Genomic DNA, 15,578 nt, shown 5'->3' on the forward strand with positions numbered 1-15,578 from the left:
TTAAACACCGCTGTTGATTTCCGCACCGGGCTTCGCTTTCCACGGGGCGCTTGCGGAGCCTCCTCGGCTTTGCCTGCGGGGTCTCCTCTAAGCGCTACCTCCCGTAGGAGTCTACGCCCTGTGCTCCAATCACCAGCTATGGATCTCTCTTACTTCCGAGTTATTTAAAGAACAATTCCTTCATAATCGCTGAGAAGAAGATGTTTGCTAGTGCTACTGGTAAGAGTACTTTCCAGCCGAATTCCATGAGTTGGTCTGCGCGCAGACGCGGGAAGGTGACTCGGATCCAGATGAGCACGAATACGACGACGCTGAATTTTAGTGCGAACCAGACGGCGCCAGGAATGAATCCGAGGAACTCGAATGGTGGCAGCCATCCGCCTAAGAATAGGACGGTGGTCAAGGATGCCATCGCGAATAGGTAGACATATTCTGCAAGCATGAAGAATGCCCAGCGGAAGCCGGAGTACTCGACATGGTAACCTGACACAAGCTCTGATTCGGCTTCCGGCAGGTCGAATGGTGTACGGTTCAACTCTGCCACGGATGCGATTACGAAAATGAGAAATCCGACCGGCTGCAGGATGATGAACCAGAATGTTTCGCCTTGAGCGGCGACAATTTCGTTTAGGTTAAGGCTACCTGCTAGCAGGACAACCCCAATTACTGACATGACAAGCGGCACTTCATAGGAAATCATTTGGGCCGCTGCACGCATACCCCCGAGTAGCGAGTACTTGTTGTTCGATGCCCATCCTGCCGCAACGACGCCGATCGTTGTAATACCGGAAATGGCGATGTAGTAGAGCAAGCCCACCCCGATGTCCGCAAACTGGAAGCGGTCGGTGAATGGAATGGTGGCAAGCACCATGAACGCCGGTGTGAAGGCGATTACTGGTGCGATGATGTATAATGGTCGATCCGCGAGTTTCGGGATCGTGTCCTCTTTTATAAGAAGCTTTAATACGTCGGCAACTGTCTGGAGCAATCCCCAGGAGCCCCCGACCTGGTTCGGTCCGATACGTCCTTGCATGAAGCCCATTACCTTACGCTCGGCAAGTATTCCGTACGTTACGAAGCCCAGGACGGCAAGCAGCAGTGCGGTAGCCAATCCGAAGAATATGAAAAAATTCGTCCAGGATGGTGATGAATGCAATAATCCTTCCATCATTAGCCATCCACCTCCCCGAGGACAATGTCAATTGCCCCTAAAATGGCAATCAGGTTCGCCATGTTTTCGCCTTCTAGAAGCTTCGGCAGTATCTGCAGGTTGTAAAAGGACGGACGGCGGAATTTCAGACGGTAAGGCTCTTTTTTTCCGTCGCTGGCAATGTAACAGCCGATCTCGCCACGCGGGGATTCGATGCGTACATATGCCTCTCCCTTTGGCGCTTTGATGATCCTTGGAACTTTTGCCATGATCTCGCCTTCTTTCGGGAATTGAGCGACTGCTTGTTCAATGATTTTCAGCGATTCTTCGATTTCCTCCATGCGGCAGTGGTAACGTGCCCATGCATCTCCGCCTTCACGGGTCGGAATGTCGAAATCGAAGCGGTCGTAGATGGAATATGGCTCATCTTTACGAAGATCCCATTTCACGCCTGTACATCTGAGGTTGGCTCCACTCAGGGAGTACGCAAAGGCATCCTCCTTCGTGTAACGGCCAACCCCCTTCACACGGCTCATGAAAATCTCATTGCCTGTTACAAGGTCGTGGTAGCCTTTCAGCTGCTCCCTCATATATGGAATAAACTCTTCCACTTTTTCAATCCAGCCTTCAGGCGCATCCCATTTCACGCCTCCAACACGCATATAGTTGAAGGTCAGGCGGGCACCTGATAGCTCGTTTAGAAGGTTGATGATCATTTCGCGCTCACGGAACGCGTATAGGAACGGACTGACCGCCCCGATATCGAGCAAATATGTACCATACCAAACAAGGTGACTGGCTACACGTCCGAGTTCCATTGCAAGGACACGGAGGTATTCGGCGCGGTCCGGAATTTCCAGCCCCATCATCGTTTCTACCGCGTGAACAAGCACATAGTTGTTCGTCATTGCTGATAAGTAGTCCATCCGGTCTGTGTACGGAATGATTTGTGTGTACTGGAGGTTCTCCGCGAGTTTTTCGGTTCCGCGGTGAAGGTATCCGATGACCGGTGTCGCTTCCTTAATGATTTCCCCATCGATTTTAATAACGAGTCGGAACACCCCGTGGGTACTTGGATGTTGTGGTCCGACATTCAGTAGCATCTCCTCTGTGCGAATCATCTGCTACACCTCCACATCGTACGGCTCATAATCTTTGCGCAACGGATAACCTACCCAATCATCCGGCATCATGATTCGCGTCAAATTGGGATGTCCTGTGAACTGGATGCCGAGCAGATCGTACGTCTCACGCTCCGGCCAGTTCGCCCCTTCCCACAATGGCTGCAGGGATGGGATGACAGGATTCTCCCGATCTATTTTCACCTTCAATGCCACGGACTGCTTGTTCTTATAGGAGTAAAAATGGTTGTAGATCTCCATATGTGTCTCAAAGTCCGATCCGTGCATCTCCGACAAATATTCAAACGTCAGTTGTTCGTTGTAGCGCAGGAATGATGCCACTTTAAAATAGGTCTCGGGTTTCGCGACAAGTGTCGGAACATCTTTGGAGAGCGTGTTGATGTACGCGTCTTCCAGGGTGTTTTCACCAAGATTATCGTTGATCACTTTTACGTATTTATCTAGATATTTCTGGTTTGGTGATGGTTGTGCCGGTGTTTCTGTTCCTGTTCCGTCGGCTGCTGTGCCGGATGCAGCTCCTTTTGCTTTGGCAGCGGCGGCTGCTTTCGCTTTTGCGGCTGCTGCGGCCTTTGCCTTTGCTTTGGCGGCAGCGATGGCTTTCGCTTTTTCGTCTTGCAGGTCATCTGTGCCGGTGTCGGTGGAATCTGATGTTGCTGGCGAACCTCCGTCACGTTGTTGTTTGGCTAGTGCTGCTGCTTTGGCCTTAGCGGCTGCTGCAGCTTTTGCTTTTGCTGCGGCGATGGCTTTTGCTTTGGCATCGTCTCCATCGGATGCAGTTGAATCGGATGACGTGTCGCCTGCTTCTCGTTTTTGTTTGGCCAGTGCGGCGGCCTTTGCTTTTGCGGCTGCTGCGGCTTTCTTTTTCGCTAGTTCTTTGGCATCGTCGGTTGCGGAGGAGTCAGTGCTCGTGTCCCCTGCTGTTTCTTCGGATGCGGCTTTTGCTTTTTGTTTTGCGAGTGCAGCAGCTTTCGCTTTGGCTGCTGCTGCGGCTTTTTTCTTGGCTAGCTCTTTGGCGTCGTCGGTTGCATCAGGTGATTCCGCGTCAGATGCAACTTGTTCTTTTGCTTTCTGTTTTGCCAGTGCGGCGGCCTTTGCTTTGGCTGCTGCTGCGGCTTTCTTTTTCGCCAATTCTTTAGCGTCATCTGTGTTGTTTTCCGGGCGTGTTTCGTCATTGGTTAATGCTTCCGGTGTATCGGATGTGCCTTCATTATCATCTTGAGAAGCCTGTGCTGCTTCCATCTTCTTTTTCGCTTCTAACTTTGCAAGTGCGGCAGCTTTCGCTTTGGCTGCGGCCTCTTTCTTTTTTTCTTCCAGGCTTTTCTCGTCGCTCACTGCTAGATCACCTGCTTCCCTGTCTTGGCTTCGTAGCGGATTTTTTCACGGAGCTTGTTGATTCCATAAATAAGAGCCGCTGGATTCGGTGGACATCCCGGTATGTAGACATCTACAGGTACAATCTGGTCCACTCCTTTGACTACGGCATAGGATTTGATATACGGACCACCCGCAGTTGCACAGGATCCCATCGCAATGACCCATTTCGGCTCAGGCATCTGATCATACAAGCGCTTCAACACTGGTGCCATTTTTTTCGTCACGGTACCAGATACGATCATACAGTCGGATTGACGAGGAGATGTACGGAAAAAGGAACCAAAACGGTCGAGGTCGTAATGTGAGGATCCTACACCCATCATCTCGATTGCACAGCAAGCAAGACCGAAAGTCATCGGCCACATGGAATTACTGCGGGCCCAAGCTTTCAGCTCCTCCAATGTTGTCAGGAAGATCGTCTGTTTCAGCTCTTCCATCTCCTCTGGTGAAATACTCTCTAGATTTAGATCCATTTCAACACCTTCTTCTTCCATGCGTAAATTAATCCAATAAGTAGTAATACTACGAAAATAAGCATTTCAATTAGTGCAAATATCCCCAACTTCTCATATGCCACCGCCCATGGATATAGGAACACCGTTTCCACGTCGAAAATGACAAATAATAGGGCAAATATGTAATAACGAACATTAAACTGAACACGTGAATCATGAAAGGGATCAATTCCACTTTCATAGGTCGTTTGCTTGGCAACACTCGGCTTATGCGGGCGTAAAACCCGTCCAATAGCAAGCGCCACGACCGGAAGCAATACCCCTAGAGCCAAGAATACAACCACTATCAAATAGTTATTTTGATATAAGTTTAGTAGATTCATGCCCGCCCCCTCCGAAGTCTCTCATTCATTTTCAGACTGCTCATAATATTTAAAAATGTAACCGATAACAATTATATCAAATACCAATATCTGTGTCGACAGGAGATATCCTTATAATGGCTATTGTTTTTAGGGGGGCGAAGAGACTTATTTTTGCTGGCTGGTGAATTTCTTGTTTTTTGGGAGGACCGGGTGGAGAAACGGATAACATGGGATTTTCTAAAACTAGCAAATTGAAGTTTTTGTCCAAGTTTTCGTATATTGCGGATCATTTTGAGGGCAACTTCACTCAAAATTCAAAAGAAAATTGGCTTGTTTTAAAAAAAGTCAGCTTGGTTGCGTGTTTGAGCTGATGAAATTGGGTTATCTGAGGGGTTTTAGTTGAAAGGAGGTAATTGGCTTTTCGGATATCAGGAAAAGTCAGGATATATCAAGAAAACTCACGATATATCAGGAAAAATTAAGATATATCCTGAAAACTCGGGTGTTTATCAAGAAAACTTCGATTATATCAGGAAATCGACACACCTCGAGCAAAGTCGACATCTCTAATCCCCCGTCATGAGCTGTCCATCATGCGTGCAGCCCCTTCCCTTTAACACTTCACCGCACAGCGGGTCAGACCCCCTTTAGTTCTTTAAATCACAAAAACCCCTCCCACCAAAGCACGTCTGCTCTGGTGAGAGGGGGTTTTAACATTCTTATATGCACAGGGTAATGTTACCCTCTTTTGGCTACGTTGATGCGGTTGATTGCGCGTTGAAGGGCAAGTTCGGCGCGGCGGTAGTCGATGTCGTCCTGTTTGGACTGTAGACGTTGCTCGGCGCGTTTTCTTGATTCTTCTGCACGTGTAAGATCGATTTGCTCTGCTGCTTCTGCAGTTTGGGCAAGGATCGTTACTTTATCAGGACGCACTTCTAGGAAGCCTCCGTTTACTGCCACTTGTTCGGTTTTGCCGTCTTTTTTCATACGGACGCCACCGATCTGAAGTGGAGCAACCATAGGGATATGTCCTGGTAGAACTCCCAGCTCACCGCTTTGAGCGCGGGCTACTACCATTTCTACGTCTGATTCATAAACCGGGCCATCGGGAGTAACTACACTGACTTTTAACGTCTTCATTTCATTCCCTCCTAGGTCCCTTTAATTAAACTTCTACACCCATTTGCTTCGCTTTTTCGACTACTTCTTCGATGCGTCCAACTAGACGGAATGCATCCTCTGGAAGGTGGTCGTATTTGCCGTCAAGGATTTCTCTGAAACCTTTAACAGTTTCTTGAACAGGAACGTAAGAACCAGTTTGTCCAGTGAACTGCTCGGCAACGTGGAAGTTTTGAGATAAGAAGAACTGGATACGACGAGCACGGTGAACGGTTAGTTTATCTTCGTCCGTTAACTCATCCATACCTAAGATAGCAATGATATCTTGCAATTCTTTGTAACGTTGTAAAGTAACCTGTACTTCACGAGCTACTGCATAGTGGTCGTCTCCAACTACTTCTGGTGCCAATGCACGGGAAGTGGATGCTAGAGGATCAACCGCTGGGTAGATACCCATCTCGGAAAGCTTACGCTCAAGGTTAGTTGTTGCATCCAAGTGAGCGAAAGTTGTTGCTGGAGCCGGATCCGTGTAGTCATCGGCTGGAACGTAGATCGCTTGGATAGACGTTACAGAACCTACAGATGTAGACGTGATACGCTCTTGTAATTGACCCATTTCAGTAGCAAGTGTTGGTTGGTAACCAACGGCAGATGGCATACGGCCTAGAAGGGCGGATACCTCAGAACCTGCTTGTGTGAAACGGAAAATGTTGTCCATGAAGAATAGTACGTCTTGACCTTGGTCATCACGGAAGAACTCAGCCATTGTAAGACCTGTTAGTGCAACACGCATACGTGCTCCAGGCGGCTCGTTCATTTGTCCGAATACCATGGCAGTTTTCTTGATAACGCCAGAGTCAGTCATCTCGTGGTAAAGGTCATTTCCTTCACGAGTACGCTCACCAACACCTGCGAATACGGAAATACCACCGTGCTCTTGTGCGATGTTGTTGATCAATTCTTGGATAAGTACCGTTTTACCTACACCGGCACCACCGAATAGACCGATCTTACCACCTTTGATGTAAGGAGCTAGTAAGTCTACTACTTTGATACCAGTTTCAAGGATTTCCACATCCGTAGATAACTGTTCGAATGTAGGAGCTAGTCTGTGAATTGGATCACGACGAGAACCTGCAGGGATTGGAGCATCTAAGTCAATGTTTTCTCCTAGTACGTTGAAAACACGACCAAGTGTTACGTCACCTACTGGTACAGAGATAGGGTGACCAGCATCTTCTACTTCCATGCCACGAACGACACCGTCTGTAGAAGCCATAGCGATTGTACGCACTGTGTTGTCACCTAAGTGAAGTGCAACCTCAAGCGTTAAAGTAATATCTACTTCGTTTCCGCTACGCGCTTTGTGATTAATATGAAGAGCGTTGTATATTTCAGGAAGATGTCCGCTGTCGAACTTAACGTCAACAACTGGACCCATGATTTGAGTAACGCGACCTTTCATCGTATTCCCTCCTAACTTACTTTTGCAAAATTTTGATTCAAACGTTCTATATTACTGTTGAGCCGAAGCACCAGCCGTAATCTCGGTAATCTCTTGTGTGATTGCTGCTTGACGGGCACGGTTGTAAGAAAGTGTAAGGCCTTGGATAAGCTCTTTCGCGTTATCTGTTGCACTTTGCATCGCTGTCATACGAGCAGCGTGCTCACTTGCTTTTGCATCTAACAATGCGCCGTAGATCAGGCTTTCCGCATATTGCGGTAGCAATACTTCCAAGATACCTTCTTGGGAAGGCTCGAACTCATAGGATGTAATCTTGCTGGATGTAGGTGCAATGTCAGTAAGAGGAAGAAGCTTCTTCTCTGTTACTTCTTGGGAGATTGCACTTACAAAGTGGTTGTAATACACGTATAACTCATCAAACGTCCCATCCGCGTACATGCTAACTGCACGATTCGCAATATCCTTGATGTCTGAGAAGGATACTTGGTCGCCTAGACCAGTAATTTCTGAGAATACAGGAACATTACGCTTTCTGAAAAAGTCGCGGCCGATTCGTCCGATGGCAATTACTGCGTATTCATCTTGAGACTTGTGACGTTTTTGAATCGTCTGATAAACCGTACGTAAGATGTTACTGTTATAGGCACCTGCAAGACCACGGTCAGAGGAGATTACGATGTAGCCTGTACGTTTTACCGGACGGCTTTCTAGCATTGGATGCGATACATCTGTACTTCCTAGTGCGATACTTGCCACAACCTCTTGGATTTTATTCATGTAAGGATTGAAAGCTTTTGCATTTGTTTCTGCACGATTCAGTTTCGATGCGGAAACCATTTGCATTGCTTTTGTGATTTGACTAGTCTTCTTCGTCGAGGTAATTCTCGTTTTAATGTCGCGTAATGATGCCAAAGGATCTCACCACCTTTTTAACCCTATTCAGAGCGGTTAGACACATGGAAAGGAGGAATCGAAGATTGGTTCGGCTTCCTCCATCGCATGGTGTGTAACTCACAATGTCGATCTAGATTTATTACTTTTCAGTAGCTACGAAAGTCTTTTTGAATGCAGTGATTGCTTCAGCCATTGCTTCGTCGCTTGGTAATCCTTTAGTAGTACGGATTTCTTCTAATAGTTCTTTACGGTTGTGCTCTAACCATGTAAGCATTTCGTCTTCGAAACGAGTTACATCTTGTACAGGAACATCATCGATGAAGCCTTTTGTAAGAGCGTAAAGAATGGAAACTTGTTTTTCTACCTTAAGTGGCTTGTTCAAGCCTTGCTTAAGTACTTCAACTGTACGAGCTCCACGGTTAAGTTTTGCTTGAGTCGCTTTATCTAAGTCAGAACCGAATTGCGCGAACGCTTCTAGCTCACGGTAGGATGCAAGGTCAAGACGTAATGTACCTGATACCTTTTTCATCGCTTTGATTTGAGCGGATCCTCCAACACGTGATACGGAAAGACCAGCGTTGATCGCAGGACGAACACCGGAGAAGAATAGGTCTGATTGTAAGAAAATTTGTCCATCAGTGATGGAGATAACGTTTGTCGGGATGTAGGCGGATACGTCACCAGCTTGCGTTTCGATGAACGGTAAAGCTGTCAAAGATCCAGCGCCTTTTGCATCACTTAGCTTCGCTGCACGCTCTAACAAGCGGGAGTGAAGGTAGAATACATCACCAGGGTATGCTTCACGACCTGGAGGACGTTTCAATAGTAGGGAAAGCTCACGGTATGCAGCAGCTTGCTTCGTTAAGTCATCATAGATAACAAGAACGTGCTTGCCGTTGTACATGAATTCTTCACCCATTGTTACTCCAGTGTAAGGTGCTAGGAATAGCATTGGAGCTGGTGAAGAAGCAGATGCAGTTACAACGATTGTGTAATCAAGTGCACCGTGCTTACGTAACGTTTCTACTACTCCACGAACAGTAGATTCTTTTTGACCGATTGCAACATAGATACACACCATGTCTTGGTCTTTTTGGTTAAGAATCGTATCGATCGCAACAGATGTTTTACCTGTTTGACGGTCTCCGATAATTAACTCACGTTGTCCACGTCCGATTGGTACAAGCGCATCGATCGCTTTGATACCTGTTTGAAGTGGCTCATGAACGGATTTACGATCCATAACACCAGGAGCTTGCCCTTCGATTGGACGAGTTCTGTTTGTTTCGATTGGACCTAAACCATCTACTGGTTGGCCTAATGCGTTTACTACACGGCCGATAAGTGCTTCACCTACCGGTACCTCCATGATACGGCCTGTACGACGAACTGCATCGCCTTCGCGGATTCCAGTATAAGGTCCTAAGATTATTATACCGACGTTGTTTTCCTCCAAGTTTTGGGCAAGACCCATTACTCCGTTAGAAAATTCAACTAGCTCTCCAGCCATGACGTTGTCGAGACCATGAGCACGAGCGATACCATCCCCAACTTGGATAACAGTACCAACATCGCTAACTTCGATTTCCGACTGATAATTTTCGATTTGCTTTTTTATCAGCGCACTAATTTCTTCAGCTTTGATGCTCATGAATTTCACCCCTATCTACTATCTATTCGTTGTAAGTTGACGTCCTAGACGTTCTAATTTTCCACTGACACTTCCATCAAAAATACGGTTGCCGATGCGAATCTTCACACCGCCGATTAAGGATGGATCTACGATATTGCTAATGTTCAAGGAACCTTTTCCAACTTTTGCTGCGAATACAGAAGAAAGTGTCGCCTGCTCTGCATCAGATAATGCACGAACAGAGTAAACCTTCGCGTCTGCCACATTAAGCGCTTCGTTGGAAAGCTCTTTGTACTCGTCAATCATATCGATAACGATACCTTGACGGTGACGGTCTATTAAAAGCTGTAAAGTGTTTACGATAAATGGTGATGCAGAAGCAAATGCCTCGCGAACGATTTGCTTTTTAGAGTCTTTGCGTACTTTCGGGTTGCTCAGCACAACATCAAGTTCTTTGTTGTCCATGAACACCTTTTTCACTTCTGCAAGCTCTGCGTCAAACTGGGCGTAAAGATTGTTTTCCTTAGCCAGTTCGAAAAGAGCCAATGCATAACGCTTTGCTACTCCGCTTTTGCTCATCGCACTTCGCCTACCTGTTTCACGTAATCATCGATAAGCTTCTGCTGATCTTTTTCGTTTAGTTCTTTTTCAATCACTTTAGAAGCGATCAATACGGACAAGGAAGCAACCTGTTCACGCAAAGCAACAACTGCTTGCTCTTTTTCCTGAACGATCTCTTTTCTTGCCGCTTCTTTCAAACGTGCAGATTCCTCTTGAGCAGCTCTTACGATATCTGCTTTTTGATCTTCTGCTATCTTTTTCGCGCTTTCCACCAAAGCCTGAGCTTCAGTGCGAGCTTCTTTTAAAAGAGCTTTTTGCTCATCTACAAGAACTCTTGCTTCTTCATTGCTTCGTTCTGCCGCTGTAATTTCGTTTGCAATGTGGTCTTCACGTTGCTTCATCATCCCAACTAGCTTATCCCAAGCAACTTTTCTAAGGAAATATAGTAAGATTAAAAACGTAATTAACTGGAATAGTGCATCTCCTAAAGTTAGGGATCCTGCACCAAGCACTAAGTGATCTAAGCTATACAATGCTTTCACTCCCTTCGAGGAATACATAAGAAAAGCACAAGCACCTAAAGGGCACCTTGGCTAGACATTTTGTTTACTTACAAGGCGAAATACTTGGAGACCCAAGTATTTTTATGTTGCGTTAAACGTCGCTGATGATTTCCGCACTGGGCTTCGCTTTCCTCGGGGCGCTGCTTGAGCCTCCTCACTTCGTTGCGGGGTCTCAACCAAGCGCTACCTCCCGAAGGAGTCTTCGCCCTGTGCTCCAATAATCAGCTGGAAATTGTTCATACTAAAGGAAAGGCGAAGGTTCTCAGGTGAGACGTACTTCGCCATTATTGAAACTTAAGAAATATTCGAGCAGTTTATTAACCACCGATAACCATGAACGCGATAACTACAGCGATGATAGGAATCGCCTCAACTAGTGCTACCCCGATGAACATTGTAGTTTGAAGAGTGGATTTAAGCTCAGGTTGACGAGCGATCCCTTCTACTGTACGACTTACGATTAATCCGTTACCAATACCTGCTCCAAGTGCTGCTAAACCAATTGCAACTGCTGCTGCTATAAGACCCATTGATAATTTCCTCCTTATGATTAAAAAAAGTTTTTTTGGTTATTAAAAATTTATAAATTAATGGTCATGACTCACTTTGTGTGCCATATAAACCATTGTTAACATGGTGAAGATAAATGCTTGGATGGTTCCAATGAAAAGACTGAATGCTTGCCATACCAACATAGGAATGATTGCAACAACTGTTCCAATAATTCCGGACATGAAGCCCATTTGATAACCGTTAACTGCCAGTCCAGCTAACAACCCTAGCAGAATTTCACCTGCGAAGATGTTACCGTAAAGACGTAGACCAAGCGTTAATGTGTTAGCAAATTCTTCAATAATCTTAAGTGGGAATAAGAACGCCATCGGTTTGAAGAAGTCCTTCCCGTATTGCTTAAAGCCTTTCATCTTAATCCCATAATAATGCGTCAATGCTACTACCATTGCCGCGAGACTAAGCGTAATAACAGGATCTGCTGTCGGCGATTTCCACCATAAAGTGTGGTCGTCACCAAGTATGATCGCAAATGGCAACCCGAGCATATTCGCGACAAATACATACATCATAATTGTCAGAGCTAATGCAAGGAATCTACCTCCTGTTTGCCAATCCATGGTACTGTTAATGATACCTTTTGCAAAGTCAACCAACCATTCAATGAAGTTCTGCGCTCCGGTAGGTTTCAATGCCAGTGTTCTTGTGCACAAGTAGGCAATAAGAAACACGATTAAGGCTGTTATTATAGTCATCATAATATTTGACAAGTTGAAATGCAGGTCGTAACCAAACAAGTCAACCGTCCGTATAGGAGCACTGTGACCCAACACTACTCACCTCTCTTCCCCACTGCTTTAAAGAGTGTTACAAATGAATCTATGATAATGACAATATAGGATGTCATAATCCCTATGATGACGCCGTAGAGATTCAGAGTTTCTGGATATCTCATGGCGATGACCACACCGAGAACTGCTGCGGCCATTCTGGAAAGAGAACCTAATGTGACAGCTTTCCCACCCTCGGCAACCGCTTCCGTGAACTTCTTCACTTTCCGATGCAACAGCCAATGGTTGTAAACACTTATCACTGTCCCCAGGATCAATCCTGCGAACCATTCCTGATGGGAAGTGAATCCCCACCCTACTACAAAAAAGGCAAGAAAAAATAAGAAATACTTCATATGCCTTATAAAACTTTCAGTTGATTCAGGCATATTTATGACTCTCCTGAGAAGAATTTTTGGACCAGGTATAATACTCCTAATACACCGGCTACTAGTCCTAAAAGAAGTCCAATAATAAGGAACAATGGTTCTGTACCAATCTTGCCATCCAGCCATCTCCCTGCAAATAATCCGACTAAGGTGGGACCAACTAAGTAGGAAAGGATTCCGGACATCAAAGCCATTGCTTGGAATGGGCGGCGTTTATCTTCCATAGAAAACACCCCGTTTTACATGCGGTAAAAATCATGAGGTCTTGCTTATAAATCGATGCTAAATATGTAATAAAATGTCTGTAAATGGCTTATGAAAACCCTGTCATTTTATACCCTTTGTAAGCATACAATAGCACTTTATCAATGTCAATGTGTTATAGGGAAAAATCGACAATCTTTTCGATGGTAAGATTTCTCTCTTTTTGACGCTTGATAACGGCATTTTCTGGCCATGTAATTCCCCAGAAAAAAACAGCCAAATGATGAACGCTCTTCCTCATTCGGCTGTTGTATAACATTATTTTATCATATATGTCGTAGTGATTAAGTTTGTCGATTGTGAACATTATGTGACTATTACGCCGTTTCAGGATGTGTTGCTTGACACATTTCGACAAAAATGTCCAAGGGACGGTTCTTTCGCTCCCCAAGGGTGTCAGGCACGCCTGTTCACGCAACCCACTCATTCAAAATAAAGGTCAGCTTCCACCGTGTCTTCCTTGTCCAGCTTTTTGGCAAACACGACCGCTTTCACAAGCCCCTTCACTTTCACCCGATCTGCAGGAATCTGGTTTTTATACAGCCCGCGCGGTAGATCCCGCTCCCAGTCAAGGTAGTCAATGAAATGGAGCGTATCCACTTCATAGAGAGCTATTCCGAGTTCCTCTGCACCTTCTGGCAGGTACACCTCATACTGGTACTCACCTTCCTTGTCTCCATAGCCGAACTGGAATCCCATAATCCGCGGATAATCCGGTTCTTCTATTATATAGAGGAAAGGCAGACGGATTTTCTGGCTGTTAGCATTTACAACAACCTCTCCCTCGTGCATCCCCGTGGTTTGCTGGTTGGGGGTGATATCAAGTGTGATCTTGGTTTCGCGTTTTTCTTTTGGCTGCAAGGTAAACGTAATCGGCGTTTTCCACTGGATGCCTTTTTGTTGTTTCGGAGGTTCAATTGAGTATGTGACTTCTTTATCTGATACGTTCTCAATGGTTATCGGAATTTCCTTTTGCTTTCTGGTTTCCTTCTTTTGCAGCATTCCGAAGTTGAGCGATCCAGGGTAGACGAGGCTGTTTGTCCTGATGGCTTCATCGAGCTGGATGCGACCCGTTCCTTGTTCAAGGACGGAATAGTCTTTGCCGTCTTCTTTTATAAGAGGCTTGGTCGTATTCATCAGGGCTGCTTTCACTTTAGCCGGCGTCCAGTCGGGATGTGCCTGCTTGATGAGTGCACTTGCACCAGCCACATGTGGCGCAGCCATGCTTGTACCTTGGAGTGCCAGATATCCGTTTGGAATCGTGCTGTCAATCGCCACACCAGGCGCAACCACATCAGGCTTGATCTCCCAAGTATGCGTCACCGGCCCCCGGGAACTGAAGCTTGCGATATCGTCCTTATGCCATTTGAAGGTCGTCTTCACCATCGAAAAGCTTCGTTTCAGATGTTTTTGTAAATACTCCCCATCCTCCCTTGAAATCGAAACGACCGGGATATCCATTTCAACTTCCAAGGTCCCTGTAAAATTACCCTCTAGATTGTTATAGATGACCAGCCCGGCCGCTCCACGCATTTTGGCATTATGGGCTTTTTCCGAAAAAGGAATCTTACCTCGTTCGAGCAGCACAATCTTCCCTTCCACCTTCAAATCCTTCCAGTCATCTTCCTCCCCAAGTCCCGCATACACCATACCCATGGGCTTTTTGGAAAAGTCCCAAGGGAGCGAGCCTTGTAAAGGCAGCATTTCTATCTCTCTTCTGGAGAAAATTGGGGTCAAATGTGGAATATGAAGTGGCGGCGTAGAAGCACCTACCGATATAGCTTCAGAAGACGTCCCCGGCGAACCAACCGTCCAAAGGTTCGGGCCGGAATTGCCGCTGGATGTGACAGCAACGACCCCTTTTTCCACCGCTTTGTTCAACGCAAGACTTGTCGGCCAATCCGGGCCATTAATCGTGTTTCCAAGTGAGAGATTGAGAACATCGACCTTGTCATGAATGGCCATCTCGATCGCCGCGATGACATGTTCACTGGACCCTTGCCCACCTGGCCCAAGCACTCTGTAGGCGATAAGTTCCGCTTCCGGCGCAACACCATGGAGATGTCCATTTGCACCGATTATCCCTGCTACATGTGTACCATGTAGTGTTGGCATCCCTTGGGAACGCTTCGTTTCCATCGGATCCTCGTCCTCGTCGACAAAGTCATAGCCACCGCCATAGTTATTTCTTAAATCCGGATGGGTGTAGTCAATGCCTGTATCAATGATGCCGACCTTCACTCCTCTGCCGGTGAGTCGGTTTCCCTCTTTGTCGTATAGTCGTTGCATCTTCTCTCCCCCAATGAAAGGTACACTCTCATCGATGGTCGGGGTGTAATTGGTGACAGGGGAAACTTCAAGGATGCCTGGTTCTTTTTGTAACTGCTCCAGATCTTTCAGGGGGCCATGAATGGCAAACCCTTTGAACACAGCTGTATAGGTGCGTTTTATTGTTAAGTTCGGGTATTTTTGTTGGATTATATTTTGGATCGCGTCCTGGCTATTGTCCTTCACGATTAAAATAACCGTCTGCTCCTCCTGTTCATTGCCTGTTCTGTTTACCGGAAGCGGCGGCCTTTTCGGGTATTTTGTTGTGTTGGTTGTATGTAAAAAGTCGTTTGTAGGTGCATTGACTGTTGAAGATGGTGATATAGATGCCGAAGCTGTTGTGTTTAACGGCTGAAGTTGAGTGGTGAGCAACAATCCAGCAGCCCCCACGCATAAAAAAACCTTTCTGATTTTCACGTCCTTCACCTCTAATAATTAGCATTTGTTATTGGGAAGGGATTATGCATGGAATGAGGGAAGAAGGTGAATGGTTGATGTGAGGCTTTGGAATTATTTAATGAATTAGGTGGTTTGAT

Annotated in this window: 17 protein-coding genes; all 17 read right to left on the bottom strand. The window is 46.1% G+C overall.

Annotation, left to right across the window (positions count from 1 at the left end):
- Positions 1-160: 160 nt before the first annotated feature.
- The 17 genes from nuoH to AB685_RS09015 all read right to left on the bottom strand — a co-directional run bounded on the left by nuoH (position 161) and on the right by AB685_RS09015 (position 15,459).
- Entirely contained in the window at positions 161-1,171 is a 1,011-nt protein-coding gene (gene nuoH / locus AB685_RS08935) for an NADH-quinone oxidoreductase subunit NuoH (protein ID WP_047970232.1), read from the bottom strand.
- Positions 1,171-2,271, bottom strand: a complete 1,101-nt coding sequence (locus tag AB685_RS08940; protein WP_047970233.1) for an NADH-quinone oxidoreductase subunit D — start codon at positions 2,269-2,271, stop codon at positions 1,171-1,173. The genes nuoH and AB685_RS08940 overlap by 1 nt, the downstream gene beginning before the upstream one ends.
- A gap of 3 nt (positions 2,272-2,274) precedes the next feature.
- Positions 2,275-3,624, bottom strand: coding sequence for an NADH-quinone oxidoreductase subunit C (locus tag AB685_RS08945; protein WP_047970234.1), 1,350 nt, complete (start codon positions 3,622-3,624; stop codon positions 2,275-2,277).
- Positions 3,625-3,626: 2 nt separating this feature from the next.
- Positions 3,627-4,139, bottom strand: a complete 513-nt coding sequence (locus AB685_RS08950; RefSeq protein WP_047970376.1) for an NADH-quinone oxidoreductase subunit B — start codon at positions 4,137-4,139, stop codon at positions 3,627-3,629.
- A complete protein-coding gene (locus AB685_RS08955; protein ID WP_047970235.1) occupies positions 4,130-4,504 on the bottom strand; it encodes an NADH-quinone oxidoreductase subunit A in 375 nt (124 codons plus the stop codon). Before AB685_RS08955 ends, AB685_RS08950 begins: the two co-directional genes overlap by 10 nt.
- A gap of 720 nt (positions 4,505-5,224) precedes the next feature.
- On the bottom strand, positions 5,225-5,626 hold the full coding sequence (locus AB685_RS08960; protein ID WP_047970236.1) for a F0F1 ATP synthase subunit epsilon: 402 nt from the start codon (positions 5,624-5,626) through the stop codon (positions 5,225-5,227).
- Positions 5,627-5,651: 25 nt separating this feature from the next.
- On the bottom strand, positions 5,652-7,070 hold the full coding sequence (atpD, locus tag AB685_RS08965; RefSeq protein WP_047970237.1) for a F0F1 ATP synthase subunit beta: 1,419 nt from the start codon (positions 7,068-7,070) through the stop codon (positions 5,652-5,654).
- 51 nt (positions 7,071-7,121) lie between these two features.
- On the bottom strand, positions 7,122-7,982 hold the full coding sequence (locus AB685_RS08970) for a F0F1 ATP synthase subunit gamma (protein ID WP_047970238.1): 861 nt from the start codon (positions 7,980-7,982) through the stop codon (positions 7,122-7,124).
- A gap of 121 nt (positions 7,983-8,103) precedes the next feature.
- Positions 8,104-9,615, bottom strand: coding sequence for a F0F1 ATP synthase subunit alpha (atpA, locus tag AB685_RS08975; protein ID WP_047970239.1), 1,512 nt, complete (start codon positions 9,613-9,615; stop codon positions 8,104-8,106).
- 18 nt (positions 9,616-9,633) lie between these two features.
- Positions 9,634-10,176, bottom strand: coding sequence for a F0F1 ATP synthase subunit delta (locus AB685_RS08980; protein ID WP_047970240.1), 543 nt, complete (start codon positions 10,174-10,176; stop codon positions 9,634-9,636).
- Entirely contained in the window at positions 10,173-10,718 is a 546-nt protein-coding gene (atpF, locus tag AB685_RS08985; RefSeq protein ID WP_047970241.1) for a F0F1 ATP synthase subunit B, read from the bottom strand. Before atpF ends, AB685_RS08980 begins: the two co-directional genes overlap by 4 nt.
- Before the next feature lie 320 nt (positions 10,719-11,038).
- A complete protein-coding gene (atpE, locus tag AB685_RS08990; RefSeq protein WP_010200387.1) occupies positions 11,039-11,251 on the bottom strand; it encodes a F0F1 ATP synthase subunit C in 213 nt (70 codons plus the stop codon).
- 57 nt (positions 11,252-11,308) lie between these two features.
- Positions 11,309-12,061, bottom strand: coding sequence for a F0F1 ATP synthase subunit A (atpB, locus tag AB685_RS08995; protein ID WP_047970242.1), 753 nt, complete (start codon positions 12,059-12,061; stop codon positions 11,309-11,311).
- A 2-nt stretch (positions 12,062-12,063) separates the two neighbouring features.
- Positions 12,064-12,450 carry an ATP synthase subunit I gene (locus AB685_RS09000; RefSeq protein ID WP_047970243.1) on the bottom strand — a complete coding sequence of 129 codons (387 nt, stop codon included), beginning with the start codon at positions 12,448-12,450 and terminating at the stop codon, positions 12,064-12,066.
- A 2-nt stretch (positions 12,451-12,452) separates the two neighbouring features.
- Positions 12,453-12,674 (bottom strand): AtpZ/AtpI family protein, encoded by a 222-nt coding sequence (locus AB685_RS09005; RefSeq protein WP_047970244.1) that lies wholly within the window; start codon positions 12,672-12,674, stop codon positions 12,453-12,455.
- A gap of 155 nt (positions 12,675-12,829) precedes the next feature.
- Positions 12,830-12,955 (bottom strand): hypothetical protein, encoded by a 126-nt coding sequence (locus AB685_RS32355; protein WP_277814277.1) that lies wholly within the window; start codon positions 12,953-12,955, stop codon positions 12,830-12,832.
- Positions 12,956-13,137: 182 nt separating this feature from the next.
- A complete protein-coding gene (locus AB685_RS09015; protein WP_047970246.1) occupies positions 13,138-15,459 on the bottom strand; it encodes a S8 family serine peptidase in 2,322 nt (773 codons plus the stop codon).
- Positions 15,460-15,578: the final 119 nt, after the last annotated feature.

The organism is Bacillus sp. LL01 (assembly GCF_001037965.1).

Coding starts and splice junctions, on each gene's coding strand:
- atpA (WP_047970239.1), bottom strand. CDS start 9,615: ATGAGCATCAAAGCTGAAGAAATTAGTGCGCTGATAAAAAAGCAAATC.
- AB685_RS08980 (WP_047970240.1), bottom strand. CDS start 10,176: ATGAGCAAAAGCGGAGTAGCAAAGCGTTATGCATTGGCTCTTTTCGAA.
- AB685_RS08955 (WP_047970235.1), bottom strand. CDS start 4,504: ATGAATCTACTAAACTTATATCAAAATAACTATTTGATAGTGGTTGTA.
- AB685_RS32355 (WP_277814277.1), bottom strand. CDS start 12,955: ATGAGGAAGAGCGTTCATCATTTGGCTGTTTTTTTCTGGGGAATTACA.
- nuoH (WP_047970232.1), bottom strand. CDS start 1,171: ATGATGGAAGGATTATTGCATTCATCACCATCCTGGACGAATTTTTTC.
- atpE (WP_010200387.1), bottom strand. CDS start 11,251: ATGGGTCTTATAGCAGCAGCAGTTGCAATTGGTTTAGCAGCACTTGGA.
- AB685_RS09005 (WP_047970244.1), bottom strand. CDS start 12,674: ATGGAAGATAAACGCCGCCCATTCCAAGCAATGGCTTTGATGTCCGGA.
- atpD (WP_047970237.1), bottom strand. CDS start 7,070: ATGAAAGGTCGCGTTACTCAAATCATGGGTCCAGTTGTTGACGTTAAG.
- AB685_RS08950 (WP_047970376.1), bottom strand. CDS start 4,139: ATGGATCTAAATCTAGAGAGTATTTCACCAGAGGAGATGGAAGAGCTG.
- AB685_RS09000 (WP_047970243.1), bottom strand. CDS start 12,450: ATGCCTGAATCAACTGAAAGTTTTATAAGGCATATGAAGTATTTCTTA.
- AB685_RS08960 (WP_047970236.1), bottom strand. CDS start 5,626: ATGAAGACGTTAAAAGTCAGTGTAGTTACTCCCGATGGCCCGGTTTAT.
- atpF (WP_047970241.1), bottom strand. CDS start 10,718: ATGTATTCCTCGAAGGGAGTGAAAGCATTGTATAGCTTAGATCACTTA.
- AB685_RS08940 (WP_047970233.1), bottom strand. CDS start 2,271: ATGATTCGCACAGAGGAGATGCTACTGAATGTCGGACCACAACATCCA.